Annotated in this window: 19 protein-coding genes and 1 pseudogene; 9 read left to right on the top strand and 11 right to left on the bottom strand. The window is 42.2% G+C overall.

The window, feature by feature from the left end:
• Positions 1 to 119: 119 nt before the first annotated feature.
• Together AC5FX4_RS19905 and AC5FX4_RS19910 are read left to right on the top strand one after the other, a co-directional pair.
• On the top strand, positions 120 to 1,355 hold the full coding sequence (locus AC5FX4_RS19905; protein WP_493608161.1) for a glycosyltransferase: 1,236 nt from the start codon (positions 120 to 122) through the stop codon (positions 1,353 to 1,355).
• 125 nt (positions 1,356 to 1,480) lie between these two features.
• On the top strand, positions 1,481 to 2,707 hold the full coding sequence (locus AC5FX4_RS19910; RefSeq protein ID WP_493608162.1) for a threonine/serine exporter family protein: 1,227 nt from the start codon (positions 1,481 to 1,483) through the stop codon (positions 2,705 to 2,707).
• A 55-nt stretch (positions 2,708 to 2,762) separates the two neighbouring features.
• Here AC5FX4_RS19910 and AC5FX4_RS19915 read toward each other — a convergent pair whose 3' ends face one another.
• Both AC5FX4_RS19915 and AC5FX4_RS19920 read right to left on the bottom strand, forming a co-directional pair.
• Complete coding sequence (locus tag AC5FX4_RS19915) at positions 2,763 to 3,146, bottom strand: hypothetical protein (RefSeq protein WP_493608163.1); 384 nt, start codon at positions 3,144 to 3,146, stop codon at positions 2,763 to 2,765.
• Positions 3,139 to 5,967, bottom strand: a complete 2,829-nt coding sequence (locus AC5FX4_RS19920; RefSeq protein ID WP_493608164.1) for a reprolysin-like metallopeptidase — start codon at positions 5,965 to 5,967, stop codon at positions 3,139 to 3,141. Before AC5FX4_RS19920 ends, AC5FX4_RS19915 begins: the two co-directional genes overlap by 8 nt.
• Positions 5,968 to 6,221: 254 nt before the next feature.
• On the opposite strand from AC5FX4_RS19920, the gene AC5FX4_RS19925 reads away from it, so the two are divergent.
• Positions 6,222 to 7,004 (top strand): substrate-binding periplasmic protein, encoded by a 783-nt coding sequence (locus AC5FX4_RS19925; RefSeq protein WP_493608165.1) that lies wholly within the window; start codon positions 6,222 to 6,224, stop codon positions 7,002 to 7,004.
• Positions 7,005 to 7,148: 144 nt separating this feature from the next.
• On the opposite strand, the gene AC5FX4_RS19930 is transcribed toward AC5FX4_RS19925, so the two are convergent.
• Positions 7,149 to 8,207 carry a hypothetical protein gene (locus AC5FX4_RS19930; RefSeq protein ID WP_493608166.1) on the bottom strand — a complete coding sequence of 353 codons (1,059 nt, stop codon included), beginning with the start codon at positions 8,205 to 8,207 and terminating at the stop codon, positions 7,149 to 7,151.
• Between the two features lie 232 nt (positions 8,208 to 8,439).
• Between AC5FX4_RS19930 and aroQ the strand changes: the two genes are divergently transcribed.
• Positions 8,440 to 9,651, top strand: a complete 1,212-nt coding sequence (gene aroQ / locus AC5FX4_RS19935; RefSeq protein WP_493608167.1) for a gamma subclass chorismate mutase AroQ — start codon at positions 8,440 to 8,442, stop codon at positions 9,649 to 9,651.
• 152 nt (positions 9,652 to 9,803) lie between these two features.
• Entirely contained in the window at positions 9,804 to 12,668 is a 2,865-nt protein-coding gene (locus AC5FX4_RS19940) for a M16 family metallopeptidase (RefSeq protein WP_493608168.1), read from the top strand.
• 232 nt (positions 12,669 to 12,900) lie between these two features.
• Here the strand turns inward: AC5FX4_RS19940 and AC5FX4_RS19945 are convergent, their stop codons facing one another.
• The 6 genes and pseudogenes from AC5FX4_RS19945 to AC5FX4_RS19970 all read right to left on the bottom strand — a co-directional run bounded on the left by AC5FX4_RS19945 (position 12,901) and on the right by AC5FX4_RS19970 (position 17,158).
• Positions 12,901 to 13,035: a hypothetical protein gene (locus AC5FX4_RS19945; RefSeq protein ID WP_493608169.1), complete on the bottom strand. Its 135-nt coding sequence runs from the start codon at positions 13,033 to 13,035 to the stop codon at positions 12,901 to 12,903.
• A gap of 229 nt (positions 13,036 to 13,264) precedes the next feature.
• Positions 13,265 to 13,819, bottom strand: a pseudogene (locus AC5FX4_RS19950) (transposase); the annotation flags it as partial.
• Positions 13,820 to 13,888: 69 nt separating this feature from the next.
• Positions 13,889 to 15,223 (bottom strand): IS5 family transposase, encoded by a 1,335-nt coding sequence (locus tag AC5FX4_RS19955; RefSeq protein WP_493608170.1) that lies wholly within the window; start codon positions 15,221 to 15,223, stop codon positions 13,889 to 13,891.
• A gap of 89 nt (positions 15,224 to 15,312) precedes the next feature.
• Positions 15,313 to 15,588, bottom strand: a complete 276-nt coding sequence (locus AC5FX4_RS19960; protein WP_493608171.1) for an arylamine N-acetyltransferase — start codon at positions 15,586 to 15,588, stop codon at positions 15,313 to 15,315.
• Between the two features lie 301 nt (positions 15,589 to 15,889).
• A complete protein-coding gene (locus AC5FX4_RS19965; RefSeq protein WP_493608172.1) occupies positions 15,890 to 16,480 on the bottom strand; it encodes an outer membrane beta-barrel protein in 591 nt (196 codons plus the stop codon).
• Between the two features lie 111 nt (positions 16,481 to 16,591).
• Positions 16,592 to 17,158, bottom strand: coding sequence for a BON domain-containing protein (locus tag AC5FX4_RS19970; RefSeq protein ID WP_493608173.1), 567 nt, complete (start codon positions 17,156 to 17,158; stop codon positions 16,592 to 16,594).
• A gap of 269 nt (positions 17,159 to 17,427) precedes the next feature.
• Here AC5FX4_RS19970 and AC5FX4_RS19975 point away from each other — a divergent pair, with 269 nt between their 5' ends.
• The 4 genes from AC5FX4_RS19975 to AC5FX4_RS19990 all read left to right on the top strand — a co-directional run bounded on the left by AC5FX4_RS19975 (position 17,428) and on the right by AC5FX4_RS19990 (position 19,348).
• Positions 17,428 to 18,327 carry a mechanosensitive ion channel family protein gene (locus AC5FX4_RS19975; RefSeq protein ID WP_493608174.1) on the top strand — a complete coding sequence of 300 codons (900 nt, stop codon included), beginning with the start codon at positions 17,428 to 17,430 and terminating at the stop codon, positions 18,325 to 18,327.
• 171 nt (positions 18,328 to 18,498) lie between these two features.
• Positions 18,499 to 18,945: a PA2169 family four-helix-bundle protein gene (locus AC5FX4_RS19980; protein ID WP_493608175.1), complete on the top strand. Its 447-nt coding sequence runs from the start codon at positions 18,499 to 18,501 to the stop codon at positions 18,943 to 18,945.
• Positions 18,946 to 18,971: 26 nt separating this feature from the next.
• Positions 18,972 to 19,142, top strand: coding sequence for a DUF1328 domain-containing protein (locus AC5FX4_RS19985; RefSeq protein ID WP_493608176.1), 171 nt, complete (start codon positions 18,972 to 18,974; stop codon positions 19,140 to 19,142).
• Between the two features lie 17 nt (positions 19,143 to 19,159).
• Positions 19,160 to 19,348 carry a hypothetical protein gene (locus tag AC5FX4_RS19990; protein WP_261595353.1) on the top strand — a complete coding sequence of 63 codons (189 nt, stop codon included), beginning with the start codon at positions 19,160 to 19,162 and terminating at the stop codon, positions 19,346 to 19,348.
• Between the two features lie 514 nt (positions 19,349 to 19,862).
• On the opposite strand, the gene AC5FX4_RS19995 is transcribed toward AC5FX4_RS19990, so the two are convergent.
• The gene (locus tag AC5FX4_RS19995; protein WP_493608177.1) at positions 19,863 to 21,197 is read right to left on the bottom strand and encodes an IS5 family transposase; all 1,335 of its coding nucleotides are present in this window, start codon (positions 21,195 to 21,197) and stop codon (positions 19,863 to 19,865) included.
• A gap of 235 nt (positions 21,198 to 21,432) precedes the next feature.
• A complete protein-coding gene (locus tag AC5FX4_RS20000) occupies positions 21,433 to 21,615 on the bottom strand; it encodes a hypothetical protein (protein ID WP_493608178.1) in 183 nt (60 codons plus the stop codon).
• Positions 21,616 to 21,687 lie beyond the last annotated feature (72 nt).

Consider the following 21,687-nt stretch of genomic DNA (forward strand, 5'->3'; position numbering starts at 1 on the left):
CGAGTGTTCGCAGTGGTGGAGTGCAATCAAAAAGAGTAAAATAGCCCGCTTTGAATGCTTGCAAGCCGCCCCAAACGACTTGCTAACGCAAGATATCGATCACTGTTTTAGAGTCCCTTATGAGTAAAAAAGTATTAGTCATTGGCTATGTTTGGCCTGAACCCAACTCGTCTGCAGCAGGCAGCCACATGATGTCTTTGTTACGCTTTTTTAGAGATCAGCAATGGTTGGTAGAGTTTGCAAGTCCTGCTCAGCAAACGGAGCATATGGTAGATCTTTCACAAGATGGGATCAGCACTAAAGTGATCACGCTTAATTGCAGTAGCTTTGATGAGTATATTCAAACGCTACAACCCGATATCGTTATGTTTGACCGCTTTATGATGGAAGAACAGTTTGGCTGGCGGGTCGACAAATTTGCACCCAATGCATTTAAGATCTTAGATACCGAAGATTTACAATGCTTGAGAAACGCCCGTCATGAAGCGCATAAAGCGAAACGTAAACTGGAACTTAGCGATTTACACAGCGACTTAGCAAAACGCGAAATTGCGGCTATTTTACGTTGCGATCTGAGTCTTATTATTTCTGACTATGAAATGTCACTACTCAATGACGTTTATAAGGTCGATAAGGCGCTGTTGCACCATTTACCTTTTATGGTTGATTTAAACCGCACACCAACGCAAACACCAACTCATGAACAACGACAGCACTTTATGACCATTGGCAACTTCCGTCATGCGCCAAACTGGGATGCCGTTCTTTACTTACAAGAAATATGGCCACTCATTCGTAAACGTTTACCCAACGCCGAGCTGCATATTTATGGTTCCTACCCACCACCAAAAGCCACTGCGCTGCATAACCCTAAAACCGGATTTTTAATCAAAGGCTGGGCCAAAGATGCATTACAGACCATGCAACAGTGCCGAGTGTGCCTTGCGCCACTGCGATTTGGTGCGGGTATAAAGGGAAAACTGCTGGAAGCCATGATCACCCAAACTCCGTGTGTTACCACTGACATTGGCTCAGAGGGCATGCACCAAGATTTGCCTTGGCATGGCATTATCGCCAACGATCCACAAAGCTTTGCTGATGCCGCTGTTGAGCTATATACCAACACTGATTTATACAAAGAGTCGCAACAAGCAGGCCTCAATTTGCTCCACAATATTTACGATAAGCGCAAATTAGAAGCGAGCTTATTGCTAAAAATCAACAGTATAAAAGACAACCTAGACTCGCATCGCCAAATGAATTTTACGGGTCAAATGCTGAAACATCACACCATGAAGAGCACGCAATACATGGCGCAATGGATTGAGGCAAAAAATGTCAATAAAAATCTTTAAATAGCCTAGACTTTGCAATGAAAGCGATTAGAATGCGCAGCAATTCCCATCGCTGCACAAAATTAAAAATGCTCAGTTTTTAGCATTTATGTGCATGGTTTTTCTTAACTTTAGGTCTCGAGCCGTTGAACACAGCTACCTTTACCCAAAAGCGCAAGTTTATTGTTAAACTTGGTAAAATGTTGCACAAATATGGTACACCCGCTTATCGCTTAGAAGCGCATTTGATGGAAGTGGCAACTCACCTAGGCTTAAAGTCTTCGTTTGTCATGTCACCTACCTCTGTGACTTTTGTTATTTGGACTGAAGGCCATGAAGAAGAATATACCCATGTAGCGCGTGTTGATCCTGGCGACCATGATTTAGGTTCTCTCGCCGATACCGATGATGTTGTTAACAAGGTACTTAAAGGCGAACTGCGCATAGAAGAAGCTGACGCCTGTTTGGACAAGATCAGTACTCAAAAAGCGCCTTACAACAAACTCATGACTGGTTTTGCTTTTTCAATCTCAGGCGCTGCATTTGCAATGTTAATGGGTACCAGTTGGAACGACGTGCTATGGTCTGGCGTGTTTTCCATTTTAGTGTATATGTTTGTGCTTTGGTCAATGCGTTCAAAGCGGGTCACGCATATGCTTGAGCCGTTGGTTGCGATCGTCGCAGCGCTTAGCGCATGTGCTGTCAGCAGTTACGTTGATCCAAGTATTAATATCAGGCTCGTTATTTTATCATCCATCATCGTGTTTATACCCGGTTTAGCGCTCGCGCTTGCATTTGCCGAGTTATCGTCTCGACACCTGGTGTCTGGTACGGCGAGGGTGATGGACTCTCTGATGCTGCTGTTTAAGCTATACTTTGGCGCATTTTTGGGCATTAGCCTTGGCTTTTACTCTTTTGGTATTCACGATTTTGTACAACCAGATCCATTGCCTAAGTGGACGGCATGGCTTGCTATTTTACTACTTTGTTCAAGCTTGATAATTATATTTAGAACTAAGTTAAAACATGCAAGTTGGTCAATTGCATCTGGCTTTATTGCCTATGCAGTCAGTATCAGCGCCGCAGTTTATTTTGACTATTCCATTGGTGCGTTTTTAGGTGCGTTTGCAGTTGGTGTATTCAGTAACTTATTCAACAGAATAGTCAATGCACCCGCTTCAATTGTGGCAATGCAAGGGTTAATCGTATTGGTACCTGGTTCCAAAACCTATATTGGCCTTAACTCACTCATTGAAGGACAAAGCATTATTCATGCTGATCATATTGGCCAGCAAACGTTTCTTATATTTATGTCATTGGTCGCAGGTTTGATCTTCGCAAACGTGGCCTTACCACCCAAAAAAGCATTGTAATAAATCTAAAAAAGGCGCTATTTGCGCCCTTTTTAGTGCTAACTTCCCGCCTTCTTTACGGCAAACACTTGTTTTCCATGGCCATATTAAACTTGGTTGCAAACGCTTGCAGCTTTGACATGTTTTCTTTCTCTTGCTCGCTGCTGACAACGTCACTAGAAGCCTTGAGTAACCACGTTTTACAACCTTCATTCATATTTAATGGGGCTCTTGCCATTCCCACTTTGGGATAGAAATAGCCCCTGCGATTGAGCGCAATCAAACCAAATACTTGCTCTGCATTATGTACTTCAATCACCCGTTCTACTGGGTTTTCCAAAAACCACGCCATAGGTCGCTCTTCCATGACAAGCTCAGGTTCTGTTTTTACGTCTTCCGAGCCTGTCATTTGGCAACCTAACATTGTGAGTGAACACAGCGCAAAAACTAGCTCACGCATGTACATAACTCCTTCTTAAATTTCTCATTACACAACCGATTGCCAACAAACATAGCATATATATGAATGACCCCATACTACCACCGCCTGACGAGCCACCATCTAAATTTGTAGGCGGTGCAATGGGCTCGGCTTGTACTTGAATCGTCAATGTGCCCTGAGCTGTACCGCCATTGCCGTCAGATATGCTATACACCAATTGCTCTTGGCCAGTAAAACTTGTTGCCGATTGATATTTGATTGAGTTGCCAGAAATAACCGCGGTGCCAGTACCATCGTACATAACGTCGGTCAGAGTTAATACATCAGCGTCTATATCTGTATCGTTCGCAATAACATTGATGGTCGTCGATTGCCCTTGGACCGCTGTGGCAGAATCGTTCACTGCCTGAGGCGCATCATTGACAGGTGCCACCGTGATTTGAGCAGCAAAGTTTGTGGAAGCACCTGCCTGATCTTTCACGACTACTTTAACTTCTAACAGGCCATTAAAGTTTTCATCAGGAAATACCACATTTGCATCTGTACTGTAGTTATCCCCTGCCTGCAGCGTTAATGTAAATGCGGTGCTGTCAACATCAACTACTTCAAATAATGCCACGCCCAATGTAATTGATTCATCTTCTTTTACAGTAAGTGTTTGCTGGCCGCTAACCGATGGCGCATCATTGACAGGCGTTACTTGCACGGTAGCTACATAATTGGTCGAACTGCTCCCATCGCTTAAAGTGATATTAACGCTCAAAGTGCCATTGTAGTTTTCACTCGGTGTTACTGTGCTACCAGAGAACGTATAATTTGTGCCTGTGCGAATGGTTAATGTCAGGTTGGAACCCGCCTGCTGATTCACCACAGAAAATTGCGAAGCACTCAACGTGATTGACGAATCCTCTGCAACACTAAGCGTTTGCTGAGACACAACAGCCAGCGTTTTAGCTAATTCGAATTCTTTTGAAAGCGCATAGAATGTACTTGTCGCGCACTTAACCATTACTCTGGCTTTGTTACTCTCACTGCCCATCAAGGTCACTTGTTGAGTACCGTCATTAGGCGTTTGAGCAAGTAACGTTTGCATTTGAGTCGCATCGCTATTGGTTTGCATAATACTCACGTTTGCACACGATACGGGGGTAATATTTGTATTGGCAACATTCCAATTAACCGTAATGACATTATCACTATCGGCACTTGAGGTATCATCCGGTGATGTTATGGTAAAAGGTCCCGCCTGAGACACGCTCGTCACGTTGGCAGTATCAAAACTTACCCCACCATTACCATCACGTACAATAAACCTAAATGTCATTGTTCTATCGGTTGTAGGGTAACCATCCCCCTTGGTGACTTGCCCTGAAATCACATCAGCTAACAGAGGAAAGTAACGCGTTGCTGACGAATTCGGTAAATAAGGCCTAAACATTGGGCCTTGACCGTTATCTTTGAGCTGAGCAGCACTTGCGGTGGCACTCCCTAAGTCCAACTGTTCCCATGCATAAGATAAATTATCGCTTGTGTTTGCATCAGTTGCGGAACCTGTCAGCAGAAAGGGCGTATTTGCGGGTACAGTGTAATCACTACCCGCATTGGCAATGGGTGCTTTGTTACCACTATCTTGTAATGAACCACAAGTTGAGCCTGTGCCCTGCGTTAGATGCGTGTTGATTTCATCAATACTATGCGAGTGAAAAATTGCAATCGAATTCGATGCTAAATCCTCATCACTACAAATACCCGCATAGCCCATGATGGTCACACCGCTGCCAGGTTCATAAGCCGAGCCGCTTTCACGCGTGGTACACGATCCCGCAGAGCCATTGTAAGTATGATTCGCGCCAAACTGATGGCCTAATTCATGTGCAACGTAATCAACATCAAATGCGTCTCCTTGCGGAGTACCAATTCCCGTCATGCCCTGAGCTTTTGCGCCGTCCGCACAAATAACGCCCAGCGCAGCCAAACCCGCGCCTGACGTGGCCATGAGATGCCCTACATCGTAATTACTTGCGCCAATCAGTGTGTCAATTTGGTTTTGTACTTCTGATAACGTGTCGTCTAACTCACCGTTATCATAGGGATCATTGGCAGTAAAAATAAGCACGTCGTTATTTGCAACCAATTCTAGTTTGACTGCGATATCGGTTTGGTAGATTTGATTGACGCGGTTAATGGTGGTTACGATCCCATTGAGCGCCTGTGTTTTACTACCGTAAAACGTGGTGTACTCATCACTGGTTGTGACGGCCAAACGATAAGTGACCATTTCAACTGCACCACCATTTGCAATGAGTGGCCCTCGCGCTTGGTGCTGCGACATTAACACATCCGCCGAGGGGCTATGCACAACAGTATCTTGCCATTCCATAGCGGACTTGCCTTTTTGATACAATAGATATCCCTGTTGCTTAGGGTCGATATAAAGTGTTTCTCCATTCGCATTGTAAAAAGCAAAAAAGCCATTAGGCCCAATATCAAAACGCCCTGTATTTTCGGGCGCATTCTTTTGAAACCCAGAATAGCTTCTTATCATCGGATATTTTTGCTGAAGGCTGGGCGCCATGATTGAATCATGCCTAAGCACATATTCAACTAAATTGCCCTTAACATCAGGTAGCTGAACCAGAATAGAGTTTGAGCTATCAGCTAGATCGTAAAGATTGTTGTCGAGTAACTCAGCGTTAAGCGCATACAGCTGCGCGTTTATCTGATGAGAGCCAACTTGGCTTTTTGCCGTTAGTTTATGCCACTGCCAATCATTTATTTCACTTGCAGCGACACACAGTGAGAAAAACAAACTTATAACACAAAGGAAGGAACGGGTCATATTTAGCTCCGATTTGTAGGCACTAAAACTCAGTATAGACACACGCTTTCGAATTTGTGTTGATTGTTGCTTGCGTATTACAAGAAAAAGAAATTATTAAGATCCAGTGAAATTTACTTATTTCATGCTACACAAACTGCATTTTTTCACGCTCAAATCCTCTCTACAATTACGCTCAAAATGAGCACTGTGTGGGATGAATTTCACAATGGACTATAGTTAAAACTCTGGTACACACTTGCAATCAAAAAAGCATGATTAGAATTCTTACTGTGTTATGTATTTTGTGCTCATCTTTCGCTTTTTCACAAGCACCTACCAGTATTCGAGTTGCAACTGGTGAATATCCTCCATTTACAGGTCAAGAATTAATAGACGATGGATTTATCAATCATGTCATTCGACTCATACTCAACAAACAAGGGTACAACAGCGAGTTCATTTACCTCCCTTGGAAACGCAGTTTTCAATCGGCAAAGCGAGGTGAGTTTGATATAGCCTCGTATTGGGTATGTGAAAAAGAGTATTTAGCGCATTTTTATTGCAGTGACGAAATTTACCAAGGAAAGTTGTTGCTCTATTTCAGAAAGAGCACTGAGATACCAAAATGGAAAACCATTCAAGACCTTAAAAACTATAGAATCGGGGCGACATTGGGTTATGAGTATGTGCCAGAGTTTCATAAACTCATCAAAGAAGGTGAGCTTGATGTTTTAATGGTGAACAACGACAAGCACAGCTTAAACATGTTGCTGAACAACCGAGTTGATCTGATCCTATTAAGTGAAGCGGCAATGCAGGCACTACTAAAAAAACACTTTACTCCTGCCGATGCAGAACAAATCCATGCAAGTAGCAAACCCCTATTAACCTATACAGCACATGTGCTTTTCCCTCAGGCCTTGAGCACTAGTGAAGTTTTAAAAAATCACTTTAACGAAGGCTTATTAAAGCTAAAACAATCTGGAGAACTAGCGCGGCAGTGGCAAAGAATGGTTAATGGTGAATTTAAAACAGCCAACGGACAAAATCCGTGAATCCCTGCCCATTTCACTACATTTTAGTAAGATGGATTTTGGCGCATAGTTAACGACCTAAGAGGATTATAGAAAAACTTTGGCTTTACTTGAGCAAACTCTTTGAAAAATGGGGGGAATTAAATCCCCACCAATATTGAGTGATTACTCACACGCTTTACCACAAGTACCTAAAGTAACCTGCTGTTGAGTCATATAACTTGGCATGCCATACACTCGGTTATATGCAATAGCGCCGATAAACTGGTTGGCATAAATAACCCCTGGTGTCCAATTGCTGCTATACCATTTGCTACCTAGGGCATACTTACTGATACGGTTTGCTCCTACAGCGCTCACATCAAAGTTACCCATTCTACCACCAGAAATTGTAGGCGCGGTTTGATAAATTCCAACGTGGGCTAAGTGTTTTCCGTATCCATTTGCATCTCGGCCTAAACCCACAGTTAAGTTCATACCGGTAACTAGATTTCCAATAATACTGTCTATGTCTACGTTTAGATAACGCTCAGCCGCCGCTACTTTTCCAGATACCCGGTTATCTGCAAGTACCTCTTGCATACCGAACAATGTACCTGGTTGCTCTAAGGCCGCAAAGCGTTGCATATTACCCTGAATGATCTGATCGACAATACCACCACCCACTTCTGAAGCGAATGAGTTTACAAAATGGCTCACACCTGGAAAAGAAAGTAATCCGCCCGAGCAGCTAATATCCACATCACGGTTATATTTGATATCAAAATTTTCCAAAGCACCGGTGTAATAGTTGTAAGTGACTGTGGGTGCTAAGTTTTTAAGTCGAACACTCACTTTTACACTAGGGCACAGTACATTAACACCATCAAATTTCACCTTTGCGTATAAACCGAGGTTACTCACCGTTAACTTTACTTTGTAGTCATTGGTACCAGAAAATGTCGCTCTCACATTTTTTGCGTCTACATCAACAGCATAAATATATTTAACCTCTCTCATATTATTGATACCACGACGTATATCAGCTTCGCTTTCTAACTCAAAGTTACGAATATCGGCAAATAAATTATCTGCAACTGAACCGAGGTTAACGGTCTGGACGAGTTGTGGAGAGTTAGGATCGCCAGATGGTTTTGTTAACTTAAGTGTCGTTTCTGCGGCGTTTGCTTGCGTAAGTATCATTCCGACAAAAGCGCAAAGTGCTAATTTATAGTTATTTTTCACGTATCTTTCCTTAGTTATTTAACTTAATAAGGGCGTCAATGTAATTGAGTTAAAAAACACTTTAGCTACAGATTCGTTAACCTTTTGTTTCCAAAATTTATACTTACACCTTTCAATACCCTTTTAAAAAAATTCCCATGCCGCGTATTGGTGCATTCGAACTGTGTGACTCTGCTGCAAGTGTGTATCCGAGACAGTAGGAGAATCATTTGCTAGAATGCCGGGCAAATAAATGAAGCTTTTGGAAATACACGTGCGCACTGGCTTACTGCTTATCTCAACTTTTGTCTCATTATTATTGTCCTTTAATAGCCAAGCCACGGAAATATATGTTCAAGCGGGCCCTGGAAGCTTTAATCACGCGGCATTAGATTTGCTTTATTCGCAAACTAATTCTAACCATGTAAGGCAGTATGCTGGTACGCCCCTCAATACCTACTCACAAGCGGTAAAAAATGATAGTTGGGCCTTCAGTGCGATCGAAAATTCAACCATTGAGGGTCATTTAGTGCCCGCTATTGTCGAAGCCTTTCGTGATTACAGAATGATCGAACTTAAATCAGCGGTACGTATGCCTATTGAGATGTGTGTATTTGCCAAAGACAAAAACCAGCAAGTAACCCATGCAGCATCACACCCTGCAGCCTTAAAGCAGATCAGCCATTGGCTTGACCGAAAAAATATCACGCCAATTTCAGAGCCCAAAGGCACCAATGAAGCGGCTCGGTTATTGGCAACTGACCAATTAAAGTCAGGCACTGTGGCAATCGGGAGTTGTGCCCTTAAAAACGTTTACTCGCAACTGGTATTACTCGAACAAGGTATTCAAAACAGTGCCGATAACCGCACGTTGTTTGCATTGATGCGCGTTGCCAAACGCGAGCAACAAGTGACTACTTCTCAGGCTAGGGCTGAACTAAGCGACGTTGTGAGCAAAGCAAATGCGCTCATTGAAGCTAAACACAACTCAGCAAGTCACCTTTTTTCTCTTATTAACAGTCGTTTAAGCGAAATGAAAGCCGTTGCACTTTTTAAAGCACAGCAACATCGACCTATCGAAGATCTTACACGCGAAACAATCGTACTCGACAAAGCGTTAGCTGAAGCCAAACAACAATGCTTAGACGAAAACAGCGTTAAAGATTTTTTTCAAGCTCAAATGGATGCAGCCAAAGCGATTCAATATAGATACCGAGCACAATGGTTATCCGAAGGCACACCAACTGAAGACGCTGACTTAAATGCACTGCGCCAATCATTAAATAGTCTGGGCACGCAGATACTTGAAAATTTGTCGAACTATTTGGCCAAGCATGGTGGTTTAGGCACAGAATTAGCAACCAAATTTAATCTAATATTGGAAACTGAGCATGTTTCTAACACGGATAAACAACGTTTATTTAACGCGTTGCAACGCGTACGTAAAAGCCAAAAATGCGATTAATATAAAGCGGCCTCAAAGGCCATTTAATTATGGCCACTACCAAAAACAAATATTCGTCGTTGTTCACAGCTCACATTAAAAGTTCCCTTTCCATAGACAAATCTTATTTAACTCTTTAAATTATATAGAAATTATAAAAATAAGGTCGTTTAATGAGTCTCAAACCTCTGTCTTTGGCTATTTCCGCCAGCTTACTTGTACTTTCTGGGTGCACAATTTCCGGTTCAGGCAGCACAAATTCACACACAGAAAAAGCCTCCAGTGTCCCGCCTCAAGCGAAAGAGACTTTTCACATCGAGTTTGAAAAGTTTACCTTAGCCAACGGTTTAGATGTGGTGTTTCATGTCGACAAATCAGATCCCGTCGTTGCGGTTACACTTGCAGCGCATGTGGGTTCGGCGCGTGAAAAAATTGGAAAAACTGGATTCGCTCATTTGTTTGAACATCTTTTGTTTTTAGAGTCTGAAAACTTAGGTAAAGGTGGACTTGATAAATTGAGTGCACGCGTTGGTGGTTCTGGCGCTAATGGGTCAACCAATCGTGATATTACTAATTACATGCAAACCGTACCAAGCGATGCGCTAGAGAAAATGATTTGGGCTGAAGCTGACAAGCTCGGTTATTTCATTAATACGGTAACACCGTCTGTATTAGCGCAAGAAAAAGAAGTGGTCAAAAATGAAAAACGCCAACGCGTGGGCAACCAACCCTATGGCCACGTATTTGATGTGCTTTCCAAAAACTTGTATCCAAAAGAGCACTCGTACAACTGGCTGCCGATTGGTTCATTGGAAGACTTAGCAAGTGCTACTGTCGATGATGTTAAATCTTTTTATAATCGTTTTTATGTGCCTAACAATGTCACCTTGGTCATTTCAGGTGACTTTGACACGCAAAAAGCAAAAGACTGGGTAGAAAAATACTTTAACGACATTCCGCGCGGGCCCGATGTACAGCCGTTAACCCAAATTCCATTCAAGTTAACACACAGCAAAAAGCTTTATCATGAGGATAACTTCGCGCAACTACCACAGCTAACCTATGCGTGGCCTTCAATGCCACGTTTTCACCCAGATAGTTACGCCATGGAAGTGCTTATAAAACTGTTAAGCGACGGTAATCAAGCTCCATTAACCAACGAACTTGTAGAGCAACAAAAGCTAACCTCAGGGTTAATGTTGATTGATTTACGCGCCGAGCTTGCAGGTGAGCTATTAATGATGATCACTGCGTTTGACGATGTTGACTTAGATAAAGTTGAACAGGCAGTTGAAGCTGGACTTGCCCGATTTGAGAATGAAAAATTCACCCAAGACGATCTAAATCGCGTAAAAGCAGGATTAGAAACGCGCTTTTACCGTCACTTATCAAGCGTTGAAAACAAAGGTGTGGCATTAGCTGATTATAACGTGCTGCTTGATGATCCGAACAGGATCAATGCCGAAGTTGATTTCATGCGCAATGTAAGCTCCGAAGACGTATGGCGTGTTTACAATAAATACATTAAAAACAAGCCATTTATTTCAACCAGTTTTGTACCTAAAGGTAAAAAGCACCTTGCCGTGAACGGTGCAAGCAAGGCAGAAATAGTTGAAGAGCAAATAGAGCTTACAAACGAGGCCAACTTGAATGCTTCTTCGCCAACTGCTTCTCGTAAAACGCCATCAAGCTTTGACCGCTCAATTGAACCCGCTTACGGTAAACCACCTGTTGTGCCAACACCAAACGTCAACGGAACTGTGTTCGACAACGGCTTAAAAGTGCTTTCTCTGTTTAGCGACGAAGTCCCTCTGGTGGAAATAAAACTCACCATAGATGGCGCTTTATTACTCGAACCAGCGGGTAAATCTGGTACGGCCAACTTACTTGCCAATGTGCTAACTAAAGGAACCGCTAAGAAAACAACCGAAGAGCTAAACAATGAGATCCAGCAGTTAGGCTCTACCATCACTATTCATGCAGAACGCGAGCAAATTGTGGTAAAGGCAAGCTCCTTGGCACGTAATTACGACGCAACCATGGCACTGATCAGTGAAATGCTCACTCAACCAAGATGGGATCTTAAAGAGTTTGAATTGGCTAAAAAATCCGTACTAGGGAATTTAATGCGCGAGTTAAGTGACGCAGAAAGCATTGCTCAGCAGCAATTGCTTACTCTTGTATATCCTAAAGGACATCCCTTAGCGAACAATATACTCGGAAGCGACAACAGCATTATCGATATGTCTATTGACGATTTAAAAGCTTTTCACAAGCAAAACATCGCTCCGCAATTGGCGAAACTCTATGTCGCAGGTGCTGTAAAGCATGAGCAAATAGAACAGTCATTGCTGCAGTTAACAAACGATTGGCCATCTACATCGACTACCCTACCGACATTGCCTGAACCAGCAAAGCCTAGCTCCGCACAAGTTTATTTTTACGATATTCCCGACGCGAAGCAGTCAACATTGCTCATCGGTCAACCCTCCTTAAAGGCAAGTGACCCGAATTACTTTAAAGCTGGCGTGATGAATTATATTCTGGGCGGTGGGGGCTTTGCTTCACGTCTTACCCAAGAAGTGAGAGCAAACAAAGGTTACACCTACGGTATTCGTTCGAAGTTCAACGCGTCACCTTATTCATCACTCTTTGCAATCAAGTCCAACGTACGCAGCAATGTTACGCTTGAATCGCTCGTACTCACGAAGGATATTGTTGAACAATATGCGAGTACATTCAGCCAAGCTGATTTAGCTACAACTAAAAGTTACTACCAAAAAAGCAACGCCAGACGCTTTGAAACTTTAAACGCCAAAGTGAATATATTGGAGCAAATTGGCGCATTAAACCTGCCCTACGACTTTATTCAGCAACAGGATAAGCAACTCGCGTCACTCACAGTGGCAGACGTTCAAACACTTGCACAGCAATATATCGATCCCACTAAACTGATTTACATCGTTGTTGGTGATGCTAAAACACAGGCTAAGCGTCTTAATAAATTAGGACTAGGTAAGGTGATCATGCTGAACTAAACGAGCTTAAAACTGTGCTTCCTCATTGTTCGTAAGCAAAAGTGAGAACAATGAGGGAGCAAGTGCCAAGGCATCCCGCGGTAGGTTCTGTTTCTAAAGTGAAAGGGGGATAGTGATTCTCTTTTCACTTACCTAAGCAAGTATCGGCAATATGTATAACCTCGCCATTTTTTAGCCTGCCCTGCTTCAAAAGAAAGTCTTTTAAATAAAGTTGAAACTATCAATTTCGAATTTAAGAAAACGTTTGACTGAATAGTTTAGCCATATTCTGTTTTTGGTAGTCTTCCATTGACGCATAGAACCCCAAACTTCCTAGTACAACAACTACGGCTGTGTAAGCCATTATTTTTTTAGTTTTCGCTTTCATAATATTTCCTTTGTTTGATCACAAGGTGGACATAACGAGCCTGTAGATTTACCCGTTTTTAATTTGTTTTTATTAATCAACGAACCATAACTGAGTTCCTATTTTGATTCAATCGTTTAGCTGGGTGTGAGTTGTTATTTTAGGACATTTTTTTAAGCTGGTTTGTTGTGGTTTGAGAGGCGTTTCAGAGCTGTTAGGTCAGGTTGTTCTTGGCTTACGACACCCTTTCTCATAGCTTTTCGATATTGTGAACAAGGCAGTATAGCAGCCATTGCGCATTGACTTTTACTTGGCCGCGTAATGTAAGCTTATTCATCCCTGTATTCACTGTGATATTACCGAACACGGGCTCTATACAGCCGAGTCGTTTGCAGTATTGTCGTCGTCCCATTGGGCTGTCTATTTTTACTTTCATTTTGTCGATGTAACTGACTTTTTTGCGTGATTCATCATTCTTAAACTGCACTTGCCGTCCTGTTTTTATCGGTGGTTTTCGCATACATTGCCGTTGCACCGGGCAGATTTTACAGTCTTTTAAGTAACCGCAGAATCGGGTGTATTGTTGATGATGGCTGTTGACATTGATACCACTTCGCCACATCTCATTGCCTGCGGGGCAGCGGCAGGTTTGTGTTACTTCATCATAATGAAAGTCGTCTGAAGTAAATAATCGTGGCTTGCCTTTACTGCGTTTTAATCGGCGCTTTTCTTGCGCTGTTTCGTAGGTTTCGCTCTTTTTAAACAACGGGTTGCGTTTTCTAAATTGGTTATCGGCTATGTAGCTAGTCGATTCTGAAAATCTCGGCTTTCCAGTTAACCGAGCCTTTCCGTTCCCAATTCATCCACAGCAAGTCTAGCGAAACAATTCGATATTTGTCCGATTTTTCCAACTCAGACACATTTTCAACCAACATAAAATCCAGACGTAAAAAAGCCTCAATAGGCTTAGAATTTTTCTGAAGTTTTGCCCGATACCCGCTAAAATGGCATTGAGTTTGTCGCCCAATATGCCTTTCAAGCGGTTTAACCCCAAATGGCCATCACTTTTCATGTGCCCGATGATGGGCTCTATCCCATTGCGCCGCTTGAGTTTTTTCTTTATCGCAGGTGTCACACCGCGTTTTTGTCCTGCGATAAAGATTTCATACCGCTGTGCCATATGACCGCGATAACCTCGGTCTACAAAACACGTAAACGGGCGCATGTTGGTGACGTCTTCGACTATTTTCAAGCTGCGATACAAGGTGTCACCATCATAAGGGTTGCCGTGCATGGCATGACAGCATAGGACAAATTGTTCCTTCACCGTCGTTGCTACGCTGACTTTTACCCCAAACTCGTACGGTTTTGCACTTTCACCTTTCGCGATGCATTCAACGTGCGGCTCATGCAGTGAGTACAGCTTCGATTTACTGAATTTATCTTGCTTGAGCAGTTTTTCAGCTTGGCGGAGTTGAACGACCATCGCCGCTGAAGGGTTGGTATCTAACTTACGAAGAATGTCGCGGAACACACGACCAAGATACGACTTTTGTTTTTTCAATGCTTTACGCATCCGCTTGTATTGTTTGGCATGCGCATAACGACTGACTGAATTTGCGACCTTCACACCTGCTCTCGCATAGCTTTGCCGCAGCGTGATACCTGCGTGTTTGGCGAGGTCGACTAGTTTTTTACGGCATCGTTCAAGCAGTTTACTGTCGGTTGGAAAACTGATGTTCTTTTCCATCACGGTGCTATCCACCACCACTTCGCGCAAACTACTTTCTTTTACCGCGCCGACTTTTAGTCCGACATCGACGGTGAGCGACAACATCAATTCCGCACCCTGTTCGCCAATTCGCTTGCGAAAGCGAACCATCGAACTTGGGTCACACGGCATCTGATGAGTAAAAAACTGCATCCCACAAAAATACTGCCAATAGGGATTTTCACACCACATGGCGACCGTATTTTCATCCGAAAGTTTATGAATTTGTTTAAGATATTCCAATCCAGCCAATAACCGAATGGGTTTTCCCAATGCGCCAGTATCTGCACTATAAAGTTGACCAAATTCGGCTTCTAAACGCTGCCAATCAATGATGTTGGCCAATTTAACCAGTTCATGGTTGGGCGTCACGAGGTCAATCAATTCGATCGCGAACAGTTGCTTTTGTGGTGTATGGTTGGTCGCTTTTGGCTTCATTTTTAATCTCCATTTTGCAAGGTTTTGAGGGGTGAGAAAACAAACCTTGCAAAATGAGGATAGTAAGATCGTTTAGATCATCAAGAAGATCAATATATTAAGTGATTTTCAGTGTCGACTAAATACATGATGCGGTTATGTTCAAAACAATAGCCGCCTTGGCGCTTTGTGATTAGCCTGTCAAACAATGGCTCCGCATCAAGCGGTAAGTAAGCACCCTGCATAGCATTAATGCTGCTAAAGCTGTAGGTTGCTAAATGCTGCTGTTGCAATTGCTCAACAAGCTCAAAGCTACCAATAGGGGCGGTGAGATTTAGGCTTTCTAAATATTGCTTTATATAGGTTGGCAAGTTTTGAGTATGCATATTTAACAATCTAAATATCCTTGATATGTGTATCGGTCTGTTTGCTAAGATAAAAGCTTAAGTTAAGTTGAGGTCAATAGTTTTTTACACTTCATTTTAGGTCACTCCATTGTTGTGAGTTGATTTAAATAACTTCTGTTCTGGATAAAAGAATGTACCTAAAGGGCTCATATAGTGCAGGTTTCCGTTGTAATTAGTATTTATTCCCCCAAACATAAAAAAAGCCACCTTACAATATAAGGTGGCTTAAACAACAAACATTGGGGAGAAGTTGCGTTGTTAAAATATCATTCTGGTAAGCTTAGAAAACGTATTCAACAGATACAGATGCCACATCCATATTAGGGTCTATACGATCATCAAGCTCATAACGTTCATATTCAAGACGCATATTAACGTTCTGTGTTACGCCAAAAGCAATCCCCGCACCGTAGAACCAGTCGCCGCCGTCCAGCTCGCGACCGATACGCCCTACTTCAGGGATAGTGGCATAAATATCTGCATTCCACTCCAACCAACCGCCTTTTGCATATAATGAAAAACGCTCGTTAAGAGGAGCTGAAAAACGGGCAGCCAATGACACACCGTCAAGTTCTGCGTTGCTGTCTATATCACTGGCTTCATCAAAGTTTTGATAGGCTAACTCAACGCTAAAGTACTCATTGAGCGCCGTACCTACATAGGCTTTGAGCATTGATGCATCATCATCAAAGCTGGTGTCGTTCTCTTTGTCATCCCATTGAAATGAATATTGACCATAACCAATACCCGTATACACCTTAGGCTCGCCGTTAAAGTCAAAGTAGTTACTATCATTGGCCAATACCGAGGTACTTGCCGTACCCAAAACCAGCGCCAATGAAATAGATGAAACAGAAAAGCGATTAAACATAATGGCTCCTTTTTATTTTTCAGAGAGTATTTATTTTAAAAATAGATAGAAAAGGTGAGCGCGGTTAATCGCGCTCAACACTTGTTAGTTAAGTTGCTTGCGCCGTATTACTTACGACTCTTTATCAATGCGTAGATTGTCATCAACATGCTTTACATCATCAGCGTTTTTTGCAATCGCGATAGCGAGTTGTTTTTCAGACTCTGAGTCTACATCACCCGTTAGAGTTACTTTGCCGTTTTTAACGTCTACATCAATATCCGTACCGCTAATGTCAGTATCAAATAACAAGCGTGTTTTAATAACCGTGGCAATCTTAGCGTCAGTAAAACTCGACTCATCCATACCACGCTCTTTTTCAAGTGTCTTGTGATCCACGTCTTTCACTAGACTAATGCGGTTATCAACGTCTTTAACACCATCAATGCCAGTAACTAGTTCTTCAGCTAGTTTTTTATCAACGTTATGCTCAACTTTACCAGTAAGTACCACCACGCCATTGTGAACGTCGGTATTAATATCAAATGAATCTAGGTTGGTATTGAAAAGCAATGTTGCCTCTGCTTTACCATCAATCCACGCATCGCTTGCTTCTTTTTCCCAAGCGTTCTCTTTTGCGTATACTGACGTTACAGTTACTGCTGATGCTAATGCCATTGTAAGTAGAGTGCGTTTCATAATCATTTTCCTTTAAGTTGCTTTGACGAATTAATTAATGCATGGCGCATGCCACATTTAAAACCATTAAAATTCAACAACTTAAAATCAAACATTCCAAACCCCATACTCCCCTTATGTATAGTTTTCTCATAACACGGTAGTTTTTACAGGCAAAAATTACAGACCTAACCAGTTATGACTCATCCAGACGCGATAAAGCAGTAAATCTAAGCGCTGGCATAAATAATGCCTTCTCACCTCATTATTAATTAAATAGCGAGCGCACAATGAATAACCTATCATTAGAAAAATTTTGGCAACTCATCTATGAAAAGATGGACAGCTGGGCCGAGCTGAGTATTAAAAATCTCCCTAATTTGGTAGTAGCCATTGTTATCTTCGCGGTGTTTTTATTTCTCTCCAGCTTGATTGCTAACTGGGCGCTCAAGCTCATAAAAAAAGTCTCTCACTCAACTCAAGTCGCTGGGCTGTTAGCTGCCATCATCCGCTTAGTGGTCATTGCCATTGGCTTTTTCTTCGCTTTAGACATTATGGGGCTCTCTGGTGCCGTGGCATCATTGTTAGCCGGTGCGGGGATAGTTGGTCTTGCTATTGGTTTTGCTTTTCAAGATATGACTGAAAACCTCATTGCTGGTGTCGTCATGGGGATACGCAAACCATTTAAAGTGAGCGATATCATTGAAGCTGATGATACACTGGGGACAGTCAAGCAAATAAACCTTCGCAACACCTTAATTGAAACCTTTTATGGTCAACTCTGTGTTATCCCAAATAAGATACTATTTAGAAACAAGCTACTAAATTACTCCACCCTCAAAAAGCGCCGTATAGAAATTCCCGTTGGGATTTCTTATGCCGATGACATTAATCAAGCACGAGAGGTGATTGAGCAAGCCATTAATAACCTCGACTTTGTTATACGTAAAGAGGAAACCGCCGTGTATGCCAGTGGTTTTGGTGACAGCGCCATCGACCTACTTGTTTGGTTTTGGATTGACTATCCAGGAGATGGCAACTTTATGGATATTCGCCACCAAGCGATTGTTACAATCAATCAAACCCTCAATGATAACGACATTTTAATTCCGTTTCCTATTCGTACATTGGACTTTAATGCAAAAGGAGGCACCACCTTGCAAGATGTACAAAGTACAGGTGAGCAGTAATTACATACACTCGGTAATACTTACAAGACCAGCACACATAAAAAATATAACAAGTTGATTTTAAACAAAAATAAAGTTGGCGCGGACGCTGCATCACTCTCTGTGTACAACGATTAATTGCAAATGATGATGTATCCATTTGCCACAGACTTAAAACTAAAGGAGCACATTATGTCAAACAGTGATTTTAATTTAAAACCCGTTGCAGAGCTTATCAAGGTACTAAATGGTGGCATTGAGTTTTACTTAGAAGCAAAAAAGAAAGTCGACAACCTTGAACTTGAGCGCATTTTTGAAATGAATGTGCTGGAAAAAACCAAAGCCGTATCCGCATTGCAGCCATTTATTGTGGCCGACAAAGGTGAAATTGAAGACGATAATGCAATCAGTGTTGAAATGCGCGAAACTTATACCAAGGTCATCGCATTAATCAGCACAGATAAAGATCACACGTATATTTCTCAGCTGGAAGAAGTGGAAGATAAAGTCCTTGAGAAAGTAGATGCGGCACTTGAGCAAACGCTACCACAAGACTGCCAACGAGCACTACGTGAAATACGCATGACGATGCAAGCATGTCATGACGAAATGAAAACACTACAGGACATTACAGCCTAATTGCCAAATAGGCTTGAGGAGGCCCCATGTTACGTTGGTCAATCACATTTTTAGTACTTGCCCTTATTGCCGCAGTATTAGGGTTTGGTGGCATCGCAGGTGCAGCAGCAAGCATTGCTAAGATATTATTTTTTATTTTTATCGCATTCTTAGTACTGTCTTTTATTTTTTCACTTGTTAAAAAGCCCAAAGCTTAGGCTTAAAGGAGTACATTATGAATATCATGAATCTAACAAAAGCCGTCGGTGTTGTTGCTTTACTTGCACTGGCTGGTTGTTCAGACGGTCCAGCGGAGGATGCTGGTGAAAAAATCGATGAAATGGTAACCGATAGCAAAAACGCCATTGAAGATGCCTGTGAAAACGTTAAAGAAGCCGCTAAAGCTGAGAATGAAAACTGCTAACCGGTTTTCAACAAAGTAGAATATTAAAAAGCCTCCAAAAATCGTTTTGGGGGCTTTTTACAGTTCACGCCAATTCTTGATTAAGTGATCTATGTTTAGACCATGGAACCTTATCGATAGCACAGTAAGAGTTGCGCTAAATGAGAAATTTATAACGCGACGAATGCCAAGTTTAGCCCCCATAAAAATGATTAATACCAATTACATAAAATAAATATTCGATATTACTATAGGCCAATGACTTAGTAACAAAGCTAAAATTCCGATATATATACATGCTACATGAGTCATTTAGCTCGCTTGAATGATCCATGTTTTAACCTGCAAAGGGTTAATGTGTCGTAGTGTGATTACTAAAGGTAACTGGCAGCCATTATTAAGCGATTTTGACGTAATCATACTATCAGTGCAGTCACTCATCAGCGAGTTTTGCCAACCTTAATGTAGTCGATTCTGAAAATCTCGGGTTTCCAGTTAACCGAGCCTTTCCGTTCCCAATTCATCCACTGCAAGTCTAGCTAAACAATTTGATATTTGTCCGATTTTTCCAACTCAGACACATTTTCAACCAACATAAAATCCAGACGTAAAAAAGCCTCAATAGGCTTAGAATTTTTCTGAAGTTTTGCCCGATACCCGCTAAAATGGCATTGAGTTTGTCGCCCAATATGCCTTTCAAGCGGTTTAACCCCAAATGGCCATCACTTTTCATGTGCCCGATGATGGGCTCTATCCCATTGCGCCGCTTGAGTTTTTTCTTTATCGCAGGTGTCACACCGCGTTTTTGTCCTGCGATAAAGACTTCATACCGCTCTGCCATATGACCGCGATAACCTCGGTCTACAAAACACGTAAACGGGCGTATGTTGGTGACGTCTTCGACTATTTTCAAGGTGCGATACAAGGTGTCACCATCATAAGGGTTGCCGTGCATGGCATGACAGCATAGGACAAATTGTTCCTTCACCGCCGTTGCTACGCTGACTTTTACCCCAAACTCGTACGGTTTTGCACTTTTACCTTTCGCGATGCATTCAACGTGCGGCTCATGCAGTGAGTACAGCTTCGATTTACTGAATTTATCTTGCTTGAGCAGTTTTTCAGCTTGGCGGAGTTGAACGACCATCGCCGCTGAAGGGTTGGTATCTAACTTACGAAGAATGTCGCGGAACACTCGACCAAGATACGACTTTTGTTTTTTCAATGCTTTACGCATCCGCTTGTATTGTTTGGCATGCGCATAACGACTGACTGAATTTGCGACCTTCACACCTGCTCTCACATAGCTTTGCCGCAGTGTGATACCTGCGTGTTTGGCGAGGTCGACTAGTTTTTTACGGCATCGTTCAAGCAGTTTACTGTCGGTTGGAAAACTGATGTTCTTTTCCATCACGGTGCTATCCACCACTACTTCGCGCAAACTACTTTCTTTTACCGCGCCGACTTTTAGTCCGACATCGACGGTGAGCGACAACATCAATTCCGCACCCTGTTCGCCAATTCGCTTGCGAAAGCGAACCATCGAACTTGGGTCACACGGCATCTGATGAGTAAAAAACTGCATCCCACAAAAATACTGCCAATAGGGGTTTTCACACCACATGGCGACCGTATTTTCATCCGAAAGTTTATGAATTTGTTTAAGATATTCTAATCCAGCCAGTAACCGAATGGGTTTTCCCAATGCGCCAGTATCTGCACTATAAAGTTGACCAAATTCGGCTTCTAAACGCTGCCAATCAATGATGTTGGCCAATTTAACCAGTTCGTGGTTGGGCGCCACGAGGTCAATCAATTCGATCGCGAACAGTTGTTTTTGTGGTGTATGGTTGGTCGCTTTTGGCTTCATTTTTAATCTCCATTTTGCAAGGTTTTGAGGGGTGAGAAAACAAACCTTGCAAAATGAGGATAGTAAGATCGTTTAGATCATCAAGAAGATCAATACATTAAGTGTTTTTCAGTGTCGACTAATTATGAATATTGCTGAATTCGTCAATAGCAGCTTGAGCGGCAACCATTACAGAAGATTCAGTTTGCTGGTATTCATTATCTAGTTCGCCACCCAAACTCTCGCACCATGTTTGCTATTCTTCTTGAGCAACTTCTTCACTAAAACCATTCGCTAAAAACTCTTTTTTCCAGTGCATATACAACCACTCAAGCGCCATAATTATTCCTAATATGGCTTCCAATATACTGCTGAGCAAGATATATACAGCAAAGATAACACGCCCTAGTAATAAACCAAAAGCTATACATAAACGCATCAATTATAGTTACCAATACTTGTTAACACATACTGTTTGCCATATAGTATCATGCATATTATTTAGACAATA

The organism is Pseudoalteromonas sp. ATL1, from assembly GCF_058933015.1.